The organism is Streptomyces sp. NPDC006365 (assembly GCF_042870755.1).
Lineage (GTDB): Bacteria > Actinomycetota > Actinomycetes > Streptomycetales > Streptomycetaceae > Streptomyces > Streptomyces xiangluensis.
On record NZ_JBIAHS010000014.1, the window covers coordinates 97,161 to 118,465 of the forward strand.

At 68.6% G+C, this 21,305-nt stretch carries 17 protein-coding genes; 9 read left to right on the forward strand and 8 right to left on the reverse strand.

Features of this window, described 5'->3' with window-relative positions:
• Positions 1–60 precede the first annotated feature (60 nt).
• Positions 61–669 carry a DUF1349 domain-containing protein gene (locus ACFYO0_RS31585; protein WP_388682885.1) on the reverse strand — a complete coding sequence of 203 codons (609 nt, stop codon included), beginning with the start codon at positions 667–669 and terminating at the stop codon, positions 61–63.
• A 181-nt stretch (positions 670–850) separates the two neighbouring features.
• Positions 851–2,380 carry an aldehyde dehydrogenase (NADP(+)) gene (locus tag ACFYO0_RS31590; RefSeq protein ID WP_388682888.1) on the reverse strand — a complete coding sequence of 510 codons (1,530 nt, stop codon included), beginning with the start codon at positions 2,378–2,380 and terminating at the stop codon, positions 851–853.
• Positions 2,381–2,529: 149 nt separating this feature from the next.
• Here ACFYO0_RS31590 and ACFYO0_RS31595 point away from each other — a divergent pair, with 149 nt between their 5' ends.
• The 3 genes from ACFYO0_RS31595 (at position 2,530) to ACFYO0_RS31605 (ending at position 5,324) form a co-directional block, all read left to right on the forward strand.
• The gene (locus ACFYO0_RS31595) at positions 2,530–3,303 is read left to right on the forward strand and encodes an IclR family transcriptional regulator (protein WP_344386892.1); all 774 of its coding nucleotides are present in this window, start codon (positions 2,530–2,532) and stop codon (positions 3,301–3,303) included.
• 1 nt (position 3,304) lies between these two features.
• Positions 3,305–3,778, forward strand: coding sequence for a GNAT family N-acetyltransferase (locus ACFYO0_RS31600; RefSeq protein ID WP_388682889.1), 474 nt, complete (start codon positions 3,305–3,307; stop codon positions 3,776–3,778).
• 91 nt (positions 3,779–3,869) lie between these two features.
• Positions 3,870–5,324 (forward strand): peptidoglycan D,D-transpeptidase FtsI family protein, encoded by a 1,455-nt coding sequence (locus ACFYO0_RS31605; RefSeq protein WP_388682891.1) that lies wholly within the window; start codon positions 3,870–3,872, stop codon positions 5,322–5,324.
• A gap of 67 nt (positions 5,325–5,391) precedes the next feature.
• Here ACFYO0_RS31605 and ACFYO0_RS31610 read toward each other — a convergent pair whose 3' ends face one another.
• Positions 5,392–6,840, reverse strand: coding sequence for an NCS2 family permease (locus ACFYO0_RS31610; protein WP_388682894.1), 1,449 nt, complete (start codon positions 6,838–6,840; stop codon positions 5,392–5,394).
• A 287-nt stretch (positions 6,841–7,127) separates the two neighbouring features.
• On the opposite strand from ACFYO0_RS31610, the gene ACFYO0_RS31615 reads away from it, so the two are divergent.
• The 4 genes from ACFYO0_RS31615 (at position 7,128) to ACFYO0_RS31630 (ending at position 11,260) form a co-directional block, all read left to right on the forward strand.
• Positions 7,128–7,694 (forward strand): SigE family RNA polymerase sigma factor, encoded by a 567-nt coding sequence (locus ACFYO0_RS31615; RefSeq protein WP_388682896.1) that lies wholly within the window; start codon positions 7,128–7,130, stop codon positions 7,692–7,694.
• A complete protein-coding gene (locus tag ACFYO0_RS31620; RefSeq protein ID WP_388682898.1) occupies positions 7,691–8,548 on the forward strand; it encodes a hypothetical protein in 858 nt (285 codons plus the stop codon). Before ACFYO0_RS31615 ends, ACFYO0_RS31620 begins: the two co-directional genes overlap by 4 nt.
• A 171-nt stretch (positions 8,549–8,719) precedes the next feature.
• Positions 8,720–9,547, forward strand: a complete 828-nt coding sequence (locus ACFYO0_RS31625; protein ID WP_388682900.1) for a pectate lyase — start codon at positions 8,720–8,722, stop codon at positions 9,545–9,547.
• A 30-nt stretch (positions 9,548–9,577) separates the two neighbouring features.
• On the forward strand, positions 9,578–11,260 hold the full coding sequence (locus ACFYO0_RS31630; protein ID WP_388682903.1) for a rhamnogalacturonan lyase B N-terminal domain-containing protein: 1,683 nt from the start codon (positions 9,578–9,580) through the stop codon (positions 11,258–11,260).
• A gap of 105 nt (positions 11,261–11,365) precedes the next feature.
• Here ACFYO0_RS31630 and ACFYO0_RS31635 read toward each other — a convergent pair whose 3' ends face one another.
• Positions 11,366–12,523, reverse strand: a complete 1,158-nt coding sequence (locus ACFYO0_RS31635) for a right-handed parallel beta-helix repeat-containing protein (protein WP_388682905.1) — start codon at positions 12,521–12,523, stop codon at positions 11,366–11,368.
• Positions 12,524–12,751: 228 nt separating this feature from the next.
• On the opposite strand from ACFYO0_RS31635, the gene ACFYO0_RS31640 reads away from it, so the two are divergent.
• Positions 12,752–14,998, forward strand: a complete 2,247-nt coding sequence (locus ACFYO0_RS31640) for a family 43 glycosylhydrolase (RefSeq protein WP_388682906.1) — start codon at positions 12,752–12,754, stop codon at positions 14,996–14,998.
• 119 nt (positions 14,999–15,117) lie between these two features.
• On the opposite strand, the gene ACFYO0_RS31645 is transcribed toward ACFYO0_RS31640, so the two are convergent.
• Complete coding sequence (locus tag ACFYO0_RS31645) at positions 15,118–16,089, reverse strand: hypothetical protein (RefSeq protein WP_388682909.1); 972 nt, start codon at positions 16,087–16,089, stop codon at positions 15,118–15,120.
• 313 nt (positions 16,090–16,402) lie between these two features.
• Here ACFYO0_RS31645 and ACFYO0_RS31650 point away from each other — a divergent pair, with 313 nt between their 5' ends.
• Positions 16,403–17,197 (forward strand): hypothetical protein, encoded by a 795-nt coding sequence (locus ACFYO0_RS31650; RefSeq protein WP_388682911.1) that lies wholly within the window; start codon positions 16,403–16,405, stop codon positions 17,195–17,197.
• A gap of 302 nt (positions 17,198–17,499) precedes the next feature.
• Here the strand turns inward: ACFYO0_RS31650 and ACFYO0_RS31655 are convergent, their stop codons facing one another.
• The 3 genes from ACFYO0_RS31655 to ACFYO0_RS31665 all read right to left on the reverse strand — a co-directional run bounded on the left by ACFYO0_RS31655 (position 17,500) and on the right by ACFYO0_RS31665 (position 21,276).
• Entirely contained in the window at positions 17,500–18,738 is a 1,239-nt protein-coding gene (locus tag ACFYO0_RS31655) for a dienelactone hydrolase family protein (protein ID WP_388682913.1), read from the reverse strand.
• Positions 18,722–19,855, reverse strand: a complete 1,134-nt coding sequence (locus tag ACFYO0_RS31660; protein ID WP_388682915.1) for a pectinesterase family protein — start codon at positions 19,853–19,855, stop codon at positions 18,722–18,724. The genes ACFYO0_RS31655 and ACFYO0_RS31660 overlap by 17 nt, the downstream gene beginning before the upstream one ends.
• Before the next feature lie 110 nt (positions 19,856–19,965).
• Positions 19,966–21,276: a polysaccharide lyase family 1 protein gene (locus ACFYO0_RS31665; protein ID WP_388682917.1), complete on the reverse strand. Its 1,311-nt coding sequence runs from the start codon at positions 21,274–21,276 to the stop codon at positions 19,966–19,968.
• Between the last annotated feature and the right edge of the window lie 29 nt (positions 21,277–21,305).

Below are 21,305 nucleotides of genomic sequence, written 5' to 3' on the forward strand. Positions count from 1 at the left end.
CTGGGCAGCATGGCACGGGGGCCCGACGATGCGGGAGAGGCGAAATCCCGCCGTCAGGAATCAGCTACCGTCCCGCAGGTCCGCCGGCCAGTCAGGGCGGAACTCGATGCCGTCGTACGTGACCACGCACCCCTCCCCCAGCGGCGACTGCGTCATGAAGCCGACGAGGGCCGCTCCGGAGGCCTTCTCGTCAGCCAGGGTGAACAGGCGCACGAAGGTCCAGCGCTTGCCGTCCTTGGAGGCGTGGAAGGCGAAGGCACGGCCCGTGCGGCTGATCCGCAGCCAGACCGAACTTCCCTCCACGGTGAAGGAGTTGGCATCGTCGGAGTGGCCACGGGTGACCACCGTGCACACGGTCGGCACATCCGGCGAGTTCTCCAGACAGAGCTTGGCCCACTCCCGCTCCGCCACATGCACGTACAGCACCCCCGCGTCAAAGGCCCCCGCAAAGCCCACAGTGACACGAGCGATCAGCTGAAAGTCCCCCTCCGGCGCCCCCAGCAACCGAGGCGCGTCGGCCGCGGGATCCAGAGCCTCTCCGGTGGGCGACACAAACCGATCCTGCCGAGCCCCCGCCCACCCGGTGAGCACCCCGTCCTCGTACGACCAGTGCCCATCAGGGCCGTAGGAGCGGAGGGGGAAAGGAAGTTCGGGTATTTCGAGGTCCATGCGCAGAGTCTCCCAGGTTCACAACCGCGCCCGCTTGAGGGGCCGCAGGCCCCGACAGGGGCGCGGGGCTGCGACATTTGCGGCTCCGCCGCGGGGCGCGGCCAGCCACGAACAACTCGCAGTCCGCGACGAACCGGCACGCCCTACGGCGCTACCCGCAGCCCCCGCCCCCAGCGGAGCGCTACCGCTCGAGGCGGCCGTTGAAACGCCGCGGCAGCCCCAGCGGGTTGTCGTCGCGCAACTCGGCGGGGAGAAGCGCCTCCGGCGCGTTCTGGTACGCCACCGGCCGCAGCCACCGCTCAATCGCCGTACCGCCCACAGACGTGGACGTCGACGTGGTCGCAGGGTACGGGCCCCCGTGATGCTGGGCCGGAGCCACGGCAACACCGGTGGGCCAGCCGTTGACGAGCACGCGGCCCGCGAGCGGCGTCAGCTCGGCGAGGATCTCGGCGCCGCGGCCCTCGCCCGCCGCCTCCTCGCTGGAGAGGTGCACGGTCGCGGTGAGGTTGCCGGGCAGCCGGGAGAGGACGGCGCCTGCCTCCGCGTCGTCCTCGTACCGGGCGACAACGGTGATCGGCCCGAAGCACTCCTCCAGGAGCAGATCATGCTCACCCTCGGCGACAAGCTTGCTTGCCGGCACGGTCAGGAATCCGGGGCTCACCGTGTGCTCACTGCCCGCGCCCGGCGTCACCGGAGCGTCCACGTCCGGGAGTTGGGCCCGCTCGGCAACACCCGCGACGAAGTTGTCGCGCATCCGGTGGTCCAGCAGCACGCCGGCGTCGGTGTCGCTGACCGCGTCGGTGAGGGACTTCACCAGCCGGTCCCCCGCCGCACCCGTCGGCGCGAGAACGAGCCCCGGCTTCACACAGAACTGGCCGACACCCAGCGTCATGGAACCCCCGAGCCCCGTACCGATCGCCTCGGCGCGCTCGGCGGCGGCGGCCTCGGTGATCACGACGGGGTTCAGCGAGCCCAGCTCGCCGTGGAACGGGATCGGCACGGGCCGGGCGGCAGCCGCGTCGAAGAGGGCACGACCGCCCCGTACGGAACCGGTGAAACCGGCCGCCGACACCAGCGGATGCTTGACCAGCTCGACGCCCGCCTCGAAACCGTGCACGAGCCCGACGACCCCCTTGGGGATGTCATGCAGCTCGGCGGCCCGTCGCAGCGTCGCCGCGACCAGCTCGGACAGCCCCGGGTGGTCGGGGTGCGCCTTGACCACGACCGGGCAGCCCGCGGCGAGCGCACTCGCGGTGTCGCCGCCCGCGACCGAGAAGGCGAAGGGGAAGTTCGACGCCGAGTAGACGGCGACGACACCCAGCGGCACCTTGTAGCGGCGCAGGTCCGGGATCGGCGGCGTCGCGGTGTCGTCGGGGTGGTTGATCACGACGTCGAGGAACGCGCCCTCGTCGACGATGTCCGCGAAGGCCCGCAGCTGGTAGCAGGTACGGGCGAGTTCACCGGTGAGCCGGACCGGGCCGAGCGCGGTCTCCGCGTCGGCGGCCTCCACGAGGTGGTCCTTGGCGCCTTCGAGCAGGTCCGCGGCGGAGCGCAGGAAGGCCGAGCGGACCGTGCGGTCGGCCAGGGCCCCCCGGGCGGCGTGGGCCGCGCGGACAGCCGTGTCCACCTCCTGGGCTGTTGCCTCCACCGCAACCTGTTCACGCTGCTTCCCGGTTCGGGGGTCGACACTCCAGACTGGTGCTGCTGCCACCGCGGGTCCCTCCAGATGTGATGCCGCAGTTCTTATGTGATGCCGCAGTTCTTGTGTCACTCACCAGGGCGTTCGATATGCTGAACACTGTCTCTGATGGTGAATATGTCTCGGAGACTATTTCCCGTCGAACGAAGGGGTCAAGGGCGATGTCGGCTGGCGAGACAGGCGGCGGGGCGCAGGTCAAGTCCGCGGTGCGGACCGTGGAACTGCTCGAGTTCTTCGCCGGCCGACCAGGAATGCACTCCTTGGCCTCCGTGCAGGAGGCCGTAGGTTACCCCAAGTCCAGTTTGTATATGTTGCTCCGTACGCTCGTCGAGCTCGGCTGGGTCGAGACGGACGCGACGGGCACGCGGTACGGCATCGGGGTGCGCGCCCTCCTCGTCGGGACGTCATACATCGACGGCGACGAGGTGGTGGCCGTGGCCAGACCGACCCTCGACCGGCTCTCCGACGACACTACGGAGACGATCCACCTGGCGCGGCTCGACGGCACGAATGTGGTGTATCTCGCCACCCGCCAGTCCCAGCACTACCTCCGCCCCTTCACGCGCGTGGGCCGCCGGCTGCCCGCCCACTCCACCTCGCTCGGCAAGGCGCTGCTGGCCACGCACACCGACGAACAGGTACGCAAGCTGCTGCCGGAGACCCTCCCCGCGCTGACCGAGCACACGATCACCGACCGCGAGAAGCTGATCGAGGAGCTGCACCAGGTGCGGGAGCAGGGATTCGCGGTGGACCGCGAGGAGAACACGCTGGGGCTGCGCTGCTTCGGCGTCGCGATTCCGTACCGCACGCCCGCGCGCGACGCCATCAGCTGCTCCGTACCGGTGGCGCGGCTGACACCCGCGCACGAGCAGATGGTGAAGGACGCCCTGTTCGACGCCCGCGACAGGCTGACGCTCGCCACCCGGAGGCTCTGACATGGAGATCGTGCTCCGCGAGGTCCACGACAGTGATCTGCCGGTGTTCTTTCGGCAGATGAACGATCCCGAGGCCGCTCGGATGGCCGCGTTCACGGCCAGGGATCCGGCCGACTGGGATGCCTTCGAGGCCCACTGGAAGCGGATCCGCGCCTCGTCCGACGTGGTCAATCGCACGGTCCTCGCCGACGGTGACGTCGTGGGCAACGCGGCGGTGTACGGCGAGCCGGGCGAGCGCGAGGTGACGTACTGGATCGACCGCGCGTACTGGGGGCGCGGCATCGCCACGCGCGCCCTGCGGGCCCTGCTCGCCGAGGTCCCCGAACGCCCGCTGTACGCCCGCGCCGCCGCGGACAACGCGGGTTCGCGCCGTGTCCTGGAGAAGTGCGGTTTCCACGTGACCGCGCAGGCCAGGGGGTACGCGAACGCACGCGGGGCGGAGATCGACGAGGTGGTCCTCACCCTGGACGGCTGAAGTCCGTGGACGGGCGGCTTCATGAAGCCCGGATGAGAAAGCCGGGCCGGCGGGAACTCGTCCCCGCGTTTCGCTCGTCTTCCAGAGCGCGATGAACACGACGATCAGACGGGCCTCCGTCTTCACGCTGCTGCTCGTGCTCGCCCTGCTGGTCAGGGCGACCTGGGTGCAGTTCTACGACGGCAGGGCGCTCGCGGAGAACAAGGAAAACCGGCGGAACGTCATCGAGCAGTACGCGTACCCGCTCGGGAGCATCATCGTGGCCGGCGAGTCGATCACCGGGTCCAAGGAGACGGACGGCGGCGACCTCAAGTACCAGCGGGCGTACAAGGACGGCGCGCTGTATTCGGCGGTCACGGGCTACAGCTCGCAGGTGTACGGGGCGACGCAGCTGGAGGGCATCTACCAGGACCTGCTCGACGGCACGGACAACCGGCTGAAGAACCCGGTGGACACGATCACCGGCAAGCGTGCCGACCCGGGCGACGTGGTCACGACGATCGACCCGGATGTGCAGCGGGCCGCGTATGAGGCGCTGGGTGACACGAAGGGCGCTGCCGTCGCCATCGACCCGACGAACGGCAAGATCCTCGGTGTCGTGTCGACCCCTTCGTACGACCCGTCCGAGATCAGCGGCTCCGACGACTCCGCCGCCTGGGAGAAGCTGACGAAGGATCCCGACAAGCCGATGACGAACCGGGCGCTGCGCCAGCCGCTGCCGCCGGGCTCGACGTTCAAGCTGGTCGTGGCGGCCGCCGCGCTGGAGGACGGGCTGTACTCGTCGGTGGACGAGAAGACGGACAGCCCGAATCCGTACCCGCTGCCGGGAACGACCCGCGTACTGGACAACGAGAACCCGTCGGCGCCCTGTGAGGACGCCACGATCCGGGTGGCTCTGCAGTACTCGTGCAACAACGTCTTCGGGAAGATGGCCGTCGACCTGGGCCAGGACAAGGTCAAGGAGATGGCGGAGAAGTTCGGCTTCGACGACGCGGAGCAGGACGTCCCGGTGCGGGCGTACGAGAGCGTCTATCCGTCCGGCATGGACGAGGCGCAGACCGCGCTGTCGGGCATCGGACAGTTCGACGTCACGGCGACGCCGTTGCAGATGGCCATGGTGTCGGCGGCCATCGCGAACGGCGGTGAGCTGGTCTCGCCGCACATGGTGTCGCAGATCAGCGACGCGAGCGGGAACGTGCTGGAGAACTACGACGACAACACGGACACCAAGGAGATCGTCAGCTCGTCCACGGCCGAGCAGTTGCAGTCGGCGATGCAGACGGTCGTCGACGAGGGCACGGGTACGAACGCGCAGATCGACGGCGCGACCGTGGGCGGCAAGACGGGTACGGCCCAGCACGGCGAGAACAACAGCCAGACGCCGTATGCCTGGTTCACGTCGTACGCGAAGGACGACTCCACAGGCAAGGAGGTCGCTGTCGCTGTGATCATCGAGCAGTCGAACGCGGCCCGGTCGGAGGTCAGCGGCAACGGGCTGGCCGCGCCGGTCGCCAAGGCCATGATGGAGGCGGCACTCCAGGACTAGGCACTGCAGAACCATCCGAAGGCCCCGGCGGGCGCCGGGGCCTTCGCACGTCACAGCCTCAAGGGCCTCATACGCCCAACAGCTGCTCGATCGGGTCGATCGCGAAGTACACCAGGAACAGCGCCGACGCGCCCCACAGCAACCAGTGGACCTCGCGGGCCTTGCCGAGTACCGACTTGATGAGGACGTAGGCGACGAAGCCCGCCCCGATGCCGTTGGTGATCGAGTACGTGAACGGCATCACGGCGATCGTCAGGAACGCGGGGATGGCTATCTCGTACTTGTCCCAGTCGATGTGCTTGACCTGAGTCATCATCAGGAAGCCGACCGCGACCAGGGCGGGGGCCGCGGCCTGGAGCGGGACGATGGTCAGCAGCGGGGTCATGAAGAGGGCCAGGGCGAACAGTGAGCCGGTGACCAGGTTGGCGAAGCCCGTACGGGCGCCCTCGCCGACGCCCGCCGCCGACTCGATGTACGAGGTCGAGGAGGAGGCGGAGGACGCGCCGCCCGCGACCGCGGCGGCGCCGTCGATCAGCAGCACGCGGCCCAGGTTGGGCACCTTGCCCTCTTCGTCCAGCAGCCCCGCCTCGGCGCTGATGCCGACGACCGTTCCCATGGTGTCGAAGAAGTCCGAGAGGATGAGGGTGAAGACCAGCAGGACTACGGTGATCGCGCCGGCCTCGCCGAAGGCGCCGAACAGGCTGAAGTCGCCGATCAGCCCGAAGTCGGGGGTGTCGACCACCTTGTCCGGCCAGTCGGGCGTGGTCAGTCCCCAAGTCTTGATGTCGGCCGCCGAGTTGATGACGATCGCGAGGAGCGTCATGGCGACGATGCTGATCAGGATGGCGCCCTTGACCTTGCGGGCGAGCAGCCCGATGGTCAGCAGCACCCCGAGGCAGAAGACGAGCATGGGCCAGCCGGTCAGCGCGCCCGTGGCGCCCAGTTGCACGGGCACCGTGGTGTTCGCCGCGTCCGGGATGCGGCTGACGAACCCGGCGTCGACGAAGCCGATGAACGCGATGAACAGGCCGATGCCGACGCTGATCGCCTGCTTCATGGGCTGAGGTATCGCGTGCATGACGGCCTCGCGCAGGCCCGTCACCACCAACACACAGATCAGCAGGCCCTCGAGGACGATCAGACCCATCGCGTCGGCCCAGCTCATGAGCGGGGCTATCTGGAAGGCGACGACGGCGTTGAGGCCGAGCCCGGCGGCGAGCGCGAGCGGCAGATTTCCGCCGATGCCCATGATGACGGTCATCACGGCGGCCACCAGGGCGGTGGCGGTGACCAGTTGGACGCTGTCGAGCCGCTGCCCGAACTTGTCCTCGGCGCTGCCCAGGATGATGGGGTTGAGGACAAGGATGTACGCCATCGTGAAGAACGTGGCGAAACCGCCGCGGATCTCCCGGGCGAAGGTGGATCCCCGGGCAGAGATCTTGAAGAACCGGTCGACGCTGTTCGCCGGGGGTGGTGCGGCACTCGGCCGGTCGGCCACCTTCTGTGCTCCGGACATGCGGATGCTCCTCGTTCCTGCGTGCTGGTTGTGCGGATGCTGGCTGGATTGTTCCCGCCGTGCTCCGCCTTCGGGTTTTCTCCGTGTTACGGAATCACGTACGGAACCGAGTTCGGCCTACCGCACGACCTTCGAAGTCCTGTACGAGCGCCTGCTACTCTCTCGAATCTCACCCACAGGCGCACCATTCCTTCACGGGTGACACACGGGGTCCGTATACGCACTACGCAGGCACGGCGCACGCAGGTCAACCGCACTGTCCGGATTCAGCAGGGGAGAGGTCGCCCGTGGGCACGGTCGTCGACGACGCAGCCTCCGTGGAGTTCCACGACTTCTTCGAGCGGCACTATGCCGAACTGGCGCGGCTGGCCCACCTGTTGACCGGTGATTCGGACGCCGCCGACGATCTGGCGGCGGACGCGCTGCTTGCCATGTGGCACCGCTGGGACCGGGTGCGGGCGGCGGACCATCCGGTGGCGTACGCGCGCGGAGTGGTCGCCAATCTGGCGCGCAGCCGGATCCGCAGCGCGGTGCGTGAGCGCAGACGCATCACGCTGTTCTGGTCGCAGCGCGACGAGAGCAGCGAGAACCCGGATGTGCCGGCCGTGGTCGATGTCCAGGGGGCGCTGCGCAGTCTGCCGTTCCGCAAGCGGGCATGTGTGGTGCTTCGGCATGCTTTCGACCTCTCGGAGAAGGACACCGCGCTCGCTCTCGGCATCTCGGTCGGTACGGTGAAGAGCCAGACGTCGAAGGGAATGGCCGAGTTGCAGCGGTTGCTGGGCAGTGCGGACAGCCCGAGCCGTGTGCACGCGGCGGTGCTGCGCACCGGTGGGGCCGGAGGGAGGAACCCATGACGGGGCAGCGCGACGCACGTGCCGCAGACGACAACGTGCGCGCCCGGCTGCATGATGCGGCCGGCGCTCATGAGCCCGACCGTGCGCGCATCCTGGCCCGCATCGAGCGCGGCATGGCCGACTCCGAGATTTCCCGGCGCCCCGCGCAGCGGCCCCCGCTGCTCGGCTGGGCGCGGGTCGTCGGTGCCACGGCCGCGGTCGCGGGCGTCCTCGCGGTGGGCGGCTATGCGGCGGCGTCCGCGCTGAAGGACGACGACAAGTCCCAGCAGACCGTCGCGGTCACGCCGACTCCCGAACCGTCGCCGGAGGAGTCCCGCCGCGGCGAGATCCCGCCGGATCCGACGAGTTCCCCGCGCCCCGAGAAGCCGACGGCGGCCGAGTCGCCGCCGGTCAAGCCGCCCGAGCCGCCCCCGGCCGTCACTCCGCCCGCGGACGCCGGCACCGAGGACGGCCCGCTGTGGTCGGACGGCTCGGTCGATCCGCACAGCAACGTCTTCTGGGCGCAGAGCAATGTGACCGTGAAGTCGGACAAGCAACTCACCTCACTGACCGTCGAGTTGCGCGTCAAGCAGACCGGCGGGGTCACTTCGACGGGCGCCTGGCGCTCGCTGCCCGAGGCCGACTTCGAGCACACGGTCGGCGAGCGGGACGGCTTCGTCGTCTACACCTGGGAACTCAAGGAGGGCCGTACGGTCCCGGCCGGTGAGTTCGTGTTCGCCGGGCAGTACGACCACGACCGCGGCGGCCGTGACGCCGGCGACGACCGTTACGCGGCGACCGCGACGGCCGACGGCGAACAGGTGGGTGTGCAGGGCGACTTCGTGGGCCAGGACTCCGACGACGAAGACTCCTGACCGAGGCTCATGACCGACGGAGCCTGCTACCGGCGGCGACTCATGACCCCCGGTTCGGAAAGCTCATAACGAGCGGCGACTGCAAAAAAGTTCCGAGGAGCGGCAACCCGCTCCCTCCGGGTGGCAACCAGGGAGACGCAAGGTCTCTCCCCCCACTCAAGGAAACGGGACATGAGTTCAGAAACACAGCAGCGCGCCCGCCACCGCCGCAAGCTCAGCCGGACACACACCATCGTCGGCAGCCTGTCCGCGTTAGGACTGACCGGAGCCGCCGTCTTCGCCGGCACCATGATGTCGTCAGCCAACGCCGCGGCCGGATGGCCGACCCCCAACGGCAGCGAGGCGGTCTCCAAGACGATCCCGGTGGAAGGTGTCCGGGACGGCGGCATGAAGCGCTTCTACGGCAGCGGAGACCTGGCCGGTGACGGTCAGGAAGAGGGCGGAGACCCGATCTTCGAACTCGCGGACGGTGCGACGCTGAAGAACGTCGTCATCGGCAAGCCCGGCGCCGACGGCGTCCACTGCAAGGGCACCTGCACGCTGCAGAACGTCTGGTGGGAGGACGTCGGCGAGGACGCCGCCACGTTCCGCGGCGGCGAATCGGCCGTCTTCACCATCAAGGGCGGCGGCGCGAGGCACGCCGCGGACAAGGTCCTCCAGCACAACGGCGGCGGCAAGCTCGTCGTCTCGAACTTCGTGGCGGAGGACTTCAAGACCCTCTACCGCTCCTGCGGCAACTGCTCGACGCAGTACAAGCGCAGCGTGATCTTCAACGGCCTGGATGTGACCGCTCCCGGTGGACGTCTGGTCGGCATCAACAGCAACTACGGCGACTCGGCGGCCCTGCGCAAGGTGACGATCACCGGCGACAGCGGCAAGGAGATCGTGCCGTGCCAGAAGTACAAGGGCAACAACAGCGGCGACGAGCCGGAGGAGGCGGGCTCGGACGCAGACGGCACCCACTGCAACTACAAGCCATCCGACATCACGTACAAGTAGGTACGTAACTCCGCACCAGGAGCACCACTCTTGAGCAGGCACAGAAAGCACCTCACCCGTCGCCGGCTGCTTGCCGCGTCCACTGTGGGCGTGGCCGGCTCCGGCGCGGCGGTCGCGGCCGGCACCGGCTTGCTCTCCTCGGCGTCGGCCGCGACCTTCGGCCACTCCGATGACGGCAAGAACCATGTCATCGACACGGGCGCCTCCCTCGTCTTCAAGGTCTCCAAGTCGACCGGCGATCTGACCTCGCTGGTCCACAAGGGCAAGGAGTACGAGGGCTACGGCGGCAAGCACTCGCATGTGGAGTCGGGGCTCGGCGCGTCCACCGTGGGCATCAAGCAGTCCGGGAACACCATCCTGGTCTCGGTGGCGCACGGCACGCTCCGGCACTACTACGCGGCGCGCAAGGGCCAGAACAACGTCTACATGTGGACGAACAAGGCCGACACGTCGTTCACGGCGACCCGCTACATCGCCCGGATCAAGGCCGGGATCTTCCCCAACGAGGGTCCCGACTCCTGGGTGGAGGCGGCCGACACGGTCATCGAGGCCGGTGACGTGTGGAAGAAGCCGAACGGCCAGACCCGCTCCAAGCACTACTCGGGCACGCGGGTCATGGACTATGACTACGTCGGCTACACCACCGGCTCGGTGGGGCTCTGGATGGTGCGCTCCAACCACGAGAAGGCCTCGGGCGGCCCGTTCTACCGCTCGCTGCTGCGCCACTCGAACGACGGCGGAGTGGGCCTGTACGAGATCCTGCACTACAACCAGTCGCAGACCGAGGCCATGCGCTTCGGTCTGCAGGGTCCGTACGTGCTGGCCTTCACGGACGGTGGTACGCCCTCGGCGTCGCTGTTCGCGAAGAACCTCGACACCTCGTGGGTGGACGGCCTCGGCATCTCAGGCTGGGTCGGCAAGTCCGGCCGCGGCAAGGTGTCGGGCGTCGGGCTCAAGGGCATGAACGCCGACTACGCGTACACCGTGGGCTTCGCCAACAAGGACGCGCAGTTCTGGGCGAAGGCCGCCTCCGGCACCGGTGCCTTCTCGTGCCCGGGCATGCTGCCGGGGACGTACACGCTGACCGTCTTCAAGGGCGAACTGGCCGTGCACACCCAGGAGGTGAAGGTGACGGCGGGCGGCACCACCGCTCTCAACTCCCTGACCATCAGCGGCGATCCGAGCACCGCGAAGACGATCTGGCGGCTCGGCGACTGGGACGGTACGCCCGGCGAGTTCAAGAACGCCAAGCTGATGACGTACGCGCATCCGTCCGACGTGCGCGCGTCGAAGTGGACCGGCAACGTCGTCGTCGGCAGCGGTGGCGAGGCCGCGTCGTTCCCGGCGTACATGTGGAAGGACGTCAACGACGGCATCCTCGTGTACTTCAAGCTGACCGCCGCCCAGGCCGCCGCCGCGCACACCCTGCGCGTCGGCGTGACGACCGCCTACATCAACGGGCGGCCGCGTGCGACGGTCAACGACTGGGTGTCGGCGCTCCCTTCGGCGCCGTCGCAGCCCTCGACGCGGTCCCTGACCACGGGCTCGTACCGGGGCAACAACCACACGTTCACCTACAACGTGCCGGCGAGCGCGTGGAAGTCGGACACCGGTCAGTACAACGTGCTGAAGCTGAACATCGTCAGCGGCTCCTCCGGATCCGCCTTCCTCAGCCCCGGCACGTCGTTCGACTGCATCGACCTGCTGGCCTGAGCCCCCCACGAGGGCCAGCGGCAAGGGGAACGCCCCCGCCGGATGCAGCCGGTGGGGGCGTTCCCGTGGGCCGTGGGGGGTGGGCCCGTGGGGGGAGCGGGAGGATCAGTTCATCGTGGAACCGATGGTGGTGGAGCCGGTCGTCAGGAACGTCGTCGCGGGCAGTGAGCCGTTCGCCTTGCGGGCGCCGTACGCGGTGGACGCGTTCGTGGACTTGAAGGCGGGGGCGGCGATGCCCTCGTCCCAGTTGTTGCCCGCGGAGACGGTGGACGGGCCGAGCTTGCCCAGACCGTCGTTGTTGCGCACCGCGAGGTTCTTGCCGAGCCGGGCCTTGCCGGTGGCGAAGTAGTAGCCCGAGCCGGCGTTGGCATACGCGGTGTTGCGGTTCAGGCTCATGGCACCGGTGTTGGAGTTCTCGGTGAAGCCGTGCTTGTTGTTGTCCCAGGCGGCGTTGTTGTTCACGAGGTGGGCGACCGAGGCCCCTCCGCCGCCGAGCTTGAAGCCGTTGCCGTTGCCGTCGAAGGCGGGGTCCTTCCAGCGGTTCTCGCCGTTTCCGAACGCCCAGGAGTGCTCGACGGTGACGGGGCTGGAGAACTGCCAGAAGTCGAGTCCGTCATCCGAGTTGTTGTAGAGGCGGGCACCGGTGATCTTGTTGCCGGTGCCGGAGCCGAACTTGACGGCGATCCCGTCGGCGTTCTGGCCGTGACCGGACGGATCGTAGTTGCCGTAACTGTCCAGGTTCTGCACGAGGTTGTCCGTGGTGCCGTCACCGCGCAGCGTGAAGCCGGAGTCGCCGTTGTTCGCGGTGACGAGGTTCCTGAACACTCCGCCGACGGAGGAGGTGGCGACGAAGCCATGGGCCGGCGCGTTCTGCCAGGTGATGTTCTCGACGGTCCAGTAGTCGCCGTAGATCCCGGCCAGCCAGGAGCCGTCGGGAAGCTTCGAGCCGTCGATCCTCACCTTCGCCCCAGGAGCGGCCCGCAAGGTGATGCGGGCCGAACTGGTGCCGCTCGCCGAGGACCTGAGGCTCTTCGTCGGGTAGTACGTGCCGCCGCGCACCTGGATGACGGTGCCGGCCGTGGCGCCCTTGACGGCGGCTTCCAGCCGAGCGGTGCTGGACACGGTGACGGTCTGGACGGCGGCGGCGTCGGCTCCGTCGTTCGAGAGTCCGAGGTAGACGCCACCCGCCCCCGAGGCTACGGACACCGCGGCGGCAATGGAGAGAGTGCGCGTCCTGCGGTGGCGTCCGGTGCTCTGGAGCACGGCGCGTTCCTTTCCTAGGAGTCGGGGACGGGAGGCAGGCCCGGGGGCCGCCTCTGTACACCCAGGTCGCCGCCATGGCCGGAAAAGGTTGCCGCGCCCACCCGAAAAGGAATCGAAACTTTCGATCATCCCGGTCCCCGTCGCACCGATTGACGCACCGTCTCCCACTGGTGAAACTCCAGGTCAGTTCAGCCCAACAGAAACCACCAGACCCCCACAGGATGTGTCATGCGCCCCCGCACCGCCCGCACGCTCCTGACCTCTCTGTCAGCGCTGCTCGCCCTGATACTGAGCCTCCTGGCAGCCCCGCCCAGTCCCGCACAATCCGGAGCACAACCAGTGGACAGAGCTGACAGAGCCTCGCAGAAGGCCAAGCCGAAGTACGCGGGCTATCTCTTCGCGTACTTCACCGGTGAGGGCACGGCCGACGGCGAGCAGATCCGCTATGCCCTCAGCCGAGGCAACGACCCGCTGCACTGGCGGGAGCTGAACGCCGGGAAGCCGGTGCTCACCTCCACCACCGGCGAGAAGGGCCTGCGGGACCCGTTCGTGATCCGCGCCCCGGAGGGCGACAAGTTCTACATGATCGCGACCGATCTGCGCATGTACCAGAACAGCAGCGGCAGTTGGGACGACGTCCAGCGTCACGGCAGCAAGTCCATCATGGTCTGGGAGTCCACGGACCTGGTGAACTGGACCGACCAGCGCCTGGCGAAGGTCTCCCCCGACAACGCGGGCAACACCTGGGCCCCCGAGGCGTACTGGGACGAAAGGCTCGGCGAGTTCGTCGTCTTCTGGGCCTCGAAGCTGTACGCCGACGACGACCCGGACCACACGGGCTCGACGTACAACAAGATGATGTACGCGACCACGAAGGACTTCCGCACCTTCAGCGAGCCCAAGGTCTGGAACGACCCGGGCTACTCGGTCATCGACTCAACGGTCGTGCAGCACAAGGGCACTTACTACCGCTACACCAAGGACGAGCGCGACCCGAACTCCTCCAGCCCCTGCGCGAAGTACATCACCGGGGAGAAGTCGAGGACGCTGACCTCCACAAAGTACGACTTCGTCGCGGACTGCATCGGCAGCGGGGCGATGGACCGTGGCGAGGGCCCGACGGTGTTCAAGTCCAACACCGAGGAGAAGTGGTACCTGTTCATCGACGAGTACGGCGGCCGGGGCTACCTCCCCTTCGAGACCACCGACCTCGACTCCGGCAAGTGGACCCCGTCGCAGAACTACCAGCTGCCCACCAGCCCGCGCCACGGCACGGTCATGCCGGTGACGCAGAAGGAGTACGACCGCCTGCTGGCCGCGTATCCCGCGAGCCCCACCTCGATCGTGGACGTGACGGCGAAGGACCAGGAGGGCTACGCGATCGTCACGGAGGACAAGAACAAGGTCGTCCTGCCGATGGAGCCCGACGCCGACCTGAGGCGGCTGGCCCCGCAGCTGTGGGTCGGCAAGGGCGCGACGGTGAGCCCGAAGTCGGGCACGCGCCGCGACTTCCGCAATCCGCAGAAGTACACGGTCACGGCGGCGGACGGCACGAAGCGCACCTGGACGGTCGAGGCGGTGCCGACCCGCAGCCCCGTCCTGCCCGGCCTCTACGCGGACCCCGACGTCAAGTACATGAACGGCCGCTACTGGATCTACCCGACCACGGACGGCTTCCCCGGCTGGAGCGGGACCAAGTTCAAGGCCTTCTCGTCGAAGGACCTGGTGCACTGGAAGGACCACGGCGAGATCCTCGACCTGGGACCTGACGTGTCCTGGGCCGACAAGAACGCCTGGGCACCGGCGATCGCGGAGCGCAACGGCAAGTACTACTTCTACTTCTGCGCCGAGCAGCAGATCGGCGTCGCGGTCGCGGACTCCCCCGCCGGCCCGTTCAAGGACGCGCTGGGCAAGCCGCTGGTCGCCAAGGGCGGGCAGTTCCAGGGCCAGATGATCGACCCCTCGGTCTTCACGGACGACGACGGGAAGTCGTACCTCTACTGGGGCAACGGGCGCGGCTATGTCGTCCCGCTGAACGACGACATGGTGTCCTTCGACGCGACGAAGGTGAAGGACATCACCCCGGACAACTTCCGTGAGGGCGCCTTCGTGATCAAGCGCAAGGGCACCTACTACTACATGTGGTCCGAGGACGACACGCGCAGCGAGAACTACCACGTCGCCTACGCCACCGGCTCGTCCCCGCTCGGCCCCTGGACCAAGAAGGGCACGATCCTCTCCAAGCGGCCGGAGTACGGCATCAAGGCCACCGGCCACCACTCGGTGGTGAACACCCCCGGCACGGACGACTGGTACATGGTCTACCACCGCTTCGCCCTGAACGGCCCCGGCAAGTCGGGCGGCGACGGCACCCACCGCGAGACCACGATCGACCGCATGGAGTTCGCGGGGGACGGCACGATCAAGCCGGTGATACCGACACTGGAGTCGATCAGGCCGGTACGGGCCCGCTAAGCGGACTTGTCGAAGCCCGGCGCGTTCCCGCGCCCCAAAGTGAGTGTTCAGGTGGCCACCGGCCTGTTCAAACGACCGGTGGTCACCGAGCACGTCACGATGGCGGCCCGGGGTGGTCTCTACGACCGGTCCTCGAGGATGTCGTGGGCCTTGCGGGCCGCGTCGTGGTTCCAGCGGCGCTGTTCCTCGAGCTTCGTCCGGTTCTTGGCGATGAGCTGGTTCTGGACGCGTATGTCGACGGCGTGCACGGTGCGGACATAGCCGGTCTGCTGCTTGCAGCGGGCGTCGGCGGTCGCGGTCTTCTTGTCCAGGGCGGACGGCTCGGTGGGGTCGTACTGCGGATCCGTCCGCCGTTCCTCCAGCTCCCAGCGGTCGGGGTCGGTCTCGGCGTCCTTGGGAGTGGCGTAGCGGTAGCCCGCTTTCCGCATGCAGACCGACCACGTCTTGTCCGCCTTGGTCCAGGCGGGGTCTTGCATGCCCTGCTCAAGGCTCTTGGTCTCCAGGTCCTGGACCGGGTCCTTGCGGGCCTCAGGGTCCGTCCCGTAGATCGTGCGGTTCGCCTCGCCGAGACAGCCGCGTTCGGGGATCCGGTGGCCCTGGACGGTCTTCGGCTCGTCCTCGACGAACTGGCCGGTGAGCGCGAGGTATTCGGACAGAGTCCACTTCTTCTCCGGGTAGCGGCGCTTGTACTCGGCCTCCACCGCCCGATAGCCGTACCGCGCGGCCTGCCCGGGGTCCTGGATGCCATAGCGGAAGTCGTCCAAGGAGTACGCGATGGCCAGCAACACGCCTGTGCCGGATGGGCGTTGGGGCCAGGCGGGTACGGGGTCGGTGTCAAGGTTCTTCAGGCTGTCGAACCCGAGGCCGGCCATGCACTCCTTGGCGAGCGTCCACCGGGCTTTGCCGACCGTACGGCTCTCGTCTTCGGACATGTCGTACGCGGCCAGCGGACTGAACCTCGGATCGTCCGACGAGGTGGGCCGCGCGTCGGAGACGGGCGCGTCGGAGGCGGGCGGGTCGGCCTGTTGCCCGCACGCCGCGAGGGCGAGACTTGAGGCGAGGACCGGTAAGAGGGAGGCGGCTCTGCGCATCGGGCCAGCTCATCAGGGCCCGATGGATCCGACTGTGCTGGAGGCCACAGTTCCGGGTCACAGCCGCATCACAGGTCCAGCACCGACTGCCGAGGTGCGCGACGACGGGTCAGCTTGTCTTTCAGCCTCGGCGTGAGACGAGACGGGCGAGTGACTCAGAGAGCGCCGCTCCTCGCACCCGATGTCACATCAGAAGCCCTAAGAACAGGGCGCCGAGGCCGAAATCCCCGGCCCCCGTCACCGGTTTCGTGCGAAGATCTCCAGGCCCTCTCGGGCTCCCCCCCTGCCGCTGTACCGATTCCTCGGAGAACCCATGCGCCGCGCCCACCTCCTCTCTGCCGCTGTGCTCCTGTTATGCACCGGCTGTTCCGGCGGTCCGGACCCTGACTCGGGGGACGAGGCGAAGAAGGCCGTAGATCATGGCGCGGCCGTGCGCGCCGCGATCGAGAGGACGAGCGCGGAGAGCGCCCGCGTGGACGAGAAGATCGAGCTGCGGTCCGCAGACAGCCCCACGACGTACGTGTTCGCGATCGCCGGCGCCTTCGACCTGGCGGATGACAGGGGCCGGCTCACGGTGGAGCTTGAGGACAGCGGCATGGACCCCATCGAGGAGGTCTTCGTCGGCGACACCGTCTATGTGCGGGGCTCGCGGACGGTGGACGAGGGCAAGTGGGCCTCTGCCGCCCGGAGCGAGGCCCTGACCCGCTATTTCCTGCGGGCGCCGCTGAACGACCCCGAGCACCTGCTCCGCCAGATGAAGGCGATGCGGCAGGTGTCGAACGAGGGCGAGGAGGAGGTGAACGACGCCCCCGCGGTGCACTACCGGGGCACGATCGACCACGCCACCGCCACGCTCCGGATGACGACGCAGACGAAACAGGGACTGGACGACCTGCGCGAGAAGCTGGGCGACGACATGCCCGTCTACGCGGACGTGTGGGTCGACGGGAAGGGGCGCGCCGTCCAGGCCCGGCTGTCCTACTTCGGCGGCATGAAGGCCATGACGACGATGACGCTGTCGGACTTCGGGACACCGGTGAAGGCCGAGGCGCCGTCGGCCAGGCAGGTCGTCCCCGTGACGGCAGGTGAGGACGTCCTGCTGGCCTGAGCGGGTCGAGCCCGGCGCGGGGGCCATCCTGGGCGACAGCCAGACCGAAGGGGTCGGCGACGGGGACGACACCGCCGGCCTTCGCGCCGGTGCCGGCCTTCGGACGGGGCGGCAGCTCATTTTTCCGCCGGCTGACTTCACCCGGCCGACGGGAGGCGATGCCGTCTTGCCCCGCATGTGACGGTCCGGGCGGCCTCCCGCTATTGCGGTGCGATGGCTTTGAGCCAGTCCTCGGCAGCGAGGACATCTGCCCACTGCGGGATCGCGACCAGGCACGACGAACCCGCAGCGTCGAACATGCCTCACAGGACCTCGTCCAGCCACGCGTAAACGTCGTCCTGCATACGCGAGTTGAAGACATGGCCCGACTCGGGCCACGTCTTCAGCCGCAACCGCTCCTCGGCATGACAAGCGCGCCAAACGGAGCGCATCTTGCCGTAAGCCACCCGCACCCCTTCCGGGGGAAACAGCGTGTCCAGTCCACCGTTGAAGAGCAACAACGGCTTGGGCGCGGCGATACCGGCCACATCCGGGATGTCGAGATGGCGGGCAAGCCCGGGGTGAAGCATGTGAAACGCGGACTGCCCACGCAGTGTGTTGTTGCCGGGCACCATCATCTCCTTGAGCCCGGTCATCCAGCACACGCTCGCCCCGGCCGCGATGTCGTCGCTGAGCGCGGCGGTCTGCCACGCCCGGTAGGCCCCCATGGAGAAGCCGAGGGCCGCGACGCGCCGCCGGTCCACGCGGTCGAGGCCGGCCAGGAAACGGGCGGCGCGTACATCCTCGCGGGCCATGAGCCCGGCGGGCGACGAGCCGAGGTGGTACAAGTTGCCGGCGAGCGCCTGCTGTTGCTCGTAGACGAGCGGTCCCCGGTCGCCCCAGCCGAGGGCGTCCACGGCGAGTACGACGTATCCCCGCCGGGCCAGCTCGTCACCGACGAACCGCCCGCTGAAGCACCGCTCTGCCCACTCCAGCGCGGACGGTAACCGGGCCTCACCGTCGTACCAGGGCCTGACCAGCTTCTCCTTCCCGATGTCGAACTTCGAGCCGTGGTCGTGGAGGAGCAGCACGGCGGGGAAGGGGCCGGTGCCGTGCGGGGTGAGCAGGGCTCCGCGGACCCGGCCGTAGCGGGTGAGCCCGAAGGTGACGAGCTCCCGCGTATACCCGTCGGCCTCGGCGCGATCGCCGAACTCGGGCGCGTAGGCGGTGTCGTCGCGACCGGCGACGAGCAGTTCCTCCACCTTGGCGCGGGCGGCACGGCGCCAGGCGCGGAAGTCGCGGATCGTGGAGTTGCCCCAGGCGAGGGGGAAGCGGAGCTCGTCCTTGAGGGCAGGGTAGAAGTCCGGGAGGTTGCCTTCGACGATGCCTCCTGTTCCGCCCGCCCCCGCTGAGCCCGCGATCGCCGCCGCGTCGGCCGGTGGCTCGGCGGCGATCGCGGGCCCGGACATACCGCTACCGGACTGTGCGGCCCACACCGCGGCGCCCGCTCCCGCGACGAAGGCCCGCCTCCCGACCGGAGCGCGGTCACCATCGACGCTCATAGGGCCTCCAGTCCCCGAGGTACGTCTTACGGGTGTGCAACTGGGCCTCTTCGTCCGTCAGTTGAGGCCGGTTCTCCGGAACGAGAATCTCGGCGCCGGGCCCCGTGTTGCGGTACTCCGCGAACCGCTGATCCTGCCAGGGGAAGCCGGAGGACATGTTGGTGTACGGTGCGGCAGCGTCGATGCCCGGCCCCATCCAGGTGTCTCGGACCACAAGGGCAGGCCGCGCCGTGGTGTCGGAACTCGGCACCCAGGGCCGGGCCAGCTTGTACGCCCCGTCCTCCGCGCCGCTGGTGATACGGCACTTCACGGCCAGGTAGCCATAGGGGTTGGCACCGGCCGTGGACGGTGCGAACACCATGCCCTTGGGCGTGAAGTCCACGTCTCGGGCCAGCGTGTGGAAGCGGCAGTGCTCGTACACGGCGGTCGCCCGCCCGAAGACGAAGTCGACATCGCCCTCGGCGTAACAGTGCGCGAAGTACTGCCGGGCGAAGGTGCCGAGCGCCATCGAGTCGGCGTACAGCGTGTCCTGGTGGCCGAGGAAGCGGCAGTGGTGGAAGGCCGAGCGGTCGCCCTGCACCTTGATGGCGACGGCTTGGGTGCCGCTGATCTCGGGGTGCTCCTCGCGGAGGAAGTCGTTGGCGAAGGTGATCCGGTGAGCGGTGAAGCCGTCTGCCCGGACGGTGGTGGTGGCCGAGCCGGTGGTGCCGTAGTTGCCGGAACCGTCGGGCTTCGGAGTGCCGGCCGCGTTGTCGTAGACGATGACGACGTCGCGCGGGCCGTCGCCGGCGCCGAGCCAGGTCATCTCCGTGCGGGAGCGGTCGACGGAGACCGTCTCCCGGTAGGTGCCCGGCGCGATGACGAGGGTCCAGCCGCTGCCGGTCGCGGCGGTGACGGCGGCCTGGACGGTGGTGAAGTCGCCCTGGCCGTGGGAGTCGACGTACAGGGTTCGCTCGGTCAGGCGGTCGGCCGGGGAGCCATAACGGCCGAAGGAGCAGGACCGGGCGTCGGCGGCCCGTGCGGGGACCGCCCCGAGGGCGAGCGCGGCGCCGGCACCGGCGCTCGCCATCAGGAATCCCCTTCTGGAGAAGGGCAGCTGGAGGTGGGGTGAAGGCATGGTTGTGCTCCTTCGAGGTGCGGCTCGTGCACAGGGTGGTCGGGTACTGCCTCGCGGAGGGGGTTGCTGAGGCCGGGGCGCCGACGCGCGCCCCGGCCCGTCGGAGTACGTCAGTACAGCCGGTCGGCGCCCGCGAGGGCGCCGACGATCCACGGGACCGCCCGTGGATCGTGGACCTTCGTCCGCAGGGTCGGCGTCCACCCTGCACCCGGCTGGAGGGTCTCGCCGGGGATCTCGGCGTTGTGGACGGCGATCAGATCGGTCAGCTTGCCGTTGACGTAGTTGTTCTCGGCGGTGAGCGGCGCCTCCTTCCACTTCTTGAGCGTCCGGGCCGCGCTGACGCCGGCCGGCAGGGAGAACGCGTTGTCGGTGGCGTACAGCCGCGACTCGATGCCGATGCCGAAGACGTAGCCGAACTTCTGGTCCTCGGTCACCACGAAGTGGTTGTTGTAGGAGTCGACCTGCCCGAACCGCACGCGCGGCGCGCGCTCGACGATGCCCTCGAAGCGGTTGTGGTGGAGGGTGACCTTGAGCTTGCCGGCGTCGTCCGCGGCGGCGCTGTCGCTGTTGCCGATCAGCATGGTCTTGTCGTGGTCCTTGAAGGAGTTCCAGGACACGGTCACGTAGTTGGCGCCGCGCACGATGTCGACCAGCCCGTCGTGCTGCTGGAAGACCTTCCCGAAGTACGACGGCAGGGTGCTGTCGGGGTAGCGCCCGTCGGTGAAGGTGTTGTGGTCGAGCCACACATGGGTGGAGCCGTAGACGACGACACCGTCGTACTCGGAGTTCCAGGCGCCGGTCTTGTTGTCGTCGGTCGGGTCCCACTGCGGGAAGCAGTCGATCGGGGCCTCGACGGTGAGGTTGCGGAGGATGACGTTGTCGACGCCCTTGACCTGGAGGCTGCCGCCGAGGATCCCGGAGCCCTTCCCGACACCGACGATGGTGGTGTTGGAGGGGACGTTCGCCTTGATGGCCTTGTTCTGGTTGTCGGCGGACGCGTCGCGCAGGTCCTCCTGCTCGCCGCTGACCGGAGTGTCGTGGCCCCAGACGGCCGGGTCGTAGTCGGCGAGGTACTGCTGGAAGTCGTAACCGTCGGCGGCGAAGGAGTCGCAGCCTTCGGACACGGCGTCGATCATGCCCTTGACTTTGATGATCTTCGGTGCGTCACCGCCATCGGCGAGTGCCCGCTTGAACTCCGCCCAGGTGGTGACGGTGTACACGTGCTCGGCGTCGGCGGCCGACCCCCCGGTCGTGCCGGCGCCCTCGGAGGCCCAGCCGTCGTTCGCGGCGAGCACGTCCCGCCCGACGTCCCGGGAGCCTGCCTGGGCACCGGTGCCGGTGACGCCGAGGACGAGGGCGGTGCAGCCGGTCAGCACGGCCATTCTTCTCATGGCATGCCCATGCCACATACGTCTGTTCATTGTGCGGCTCTCTTCTGTGCGATCGGGGA

What these genes read in the sequence shown, in the direction of transcription:
- ACFYO0_RS31585 (WP_388682885.1), bottom strand. Translation starts at nt 669, where the DNA reads ATGGACCTCGAAATACCCGAACTTCCTTTCCCCCTCCGCTCCTACGGC.
- ACFYO0_RS31595 (WP_344386892.1), top strand. Translation starts at nt 2,530, where the DNA reads ATGTCGGCTGGCGAGACAGGCGGCGGGGCGCAGGTCAAGTCCGCGGTG.
- ACFYO0_RS31600 (WP_388682889.1), top strand. Translation starts at nt 3,305, where the DNA reads ATGGAGATCGTGCTCCGCGAGGTCCACGACAGTGATCTGCCGGTGTTC.
- ACFYO0_RS31605 (WP_388682891.1), top strand. Translation starts at nt 3,870, where the DNA reads ATGAACACGACGATCAGACGGGCCTCCGTCTTCACGCTGCTGCTCGTG.
- ACFYO0_RS31610 (WP_388682894.1), bottom strand. Translation starts at nt 6,840, where the DNA reads ATGTCCGGAGCACAGAAGGTGGCCGACCGGCCGAGTGCCGCACCACCC.
- ACFYO0_RS31620 (WP_388682898.1), top strand. Translation starts at nt 7,691, where the DNA reads ATGACGGGGCAGCGCGACGCACGTGCCGCAGACGACAACGTGCGCGCC.
- ACFYO0_RS31625 (WP_388682900.1), top strand. Translation starts at nt 8,720, where the DNA reads ATGAGTTCAGAAACACAGCAGCGCGCCCGCCACCGCCGCAAGCTCAGC.
- ACFYO0_RS31640 (WP_388682906.1), top strand. Translation starts at nt 12,752, where the DNA reads ATGCGCCCCCGCACCGCCCGCACGCTCCTGACCTCTCTGTCAGCGCTG.
- ACFYO0_RS31645 (WP_388682909.1), bottom strand. Translation starts at nt 16,089, where the DNA reads ATGCGCAGAGCCGCCTCCCTCTTACCGGTCCTCGCCTCAAGTCTCGCC.
- ACFYO0_RS31650 (WP_388682911.1), top strand. Translation starts at nt 16,403, where the DNA reads ATGCGCCGCGCCCACCTCCTCTCTGCCGCTGTGCTCCTGTTATGCACC.
- ACFYO0_RS31655 (WP_388682913.1), bottom strand. Translation starts at nt 18,738, where the DNA reads ATGAGCGTCGATGGTGACCGCGCTCCGGTCGGGAGGCGGGCCTTCGTC.
- ACFYO0_RS31660 (WP_388682915.1), bottom strand. Translation starts at nt 19,855, where the DNA reads ATGCCTTCACCCCACCTCCAGCTGCCCTTCTCCAGAAGGGGATTCCTG.
- ACFYO0_RS31665 (WP_388682917.1), bottom strand. Translation starts at nt 21,276, where the DNA reads ATGAACAGACGTATGTGGCATGGGCATGCCATGAGAAGAATGGCCGTG.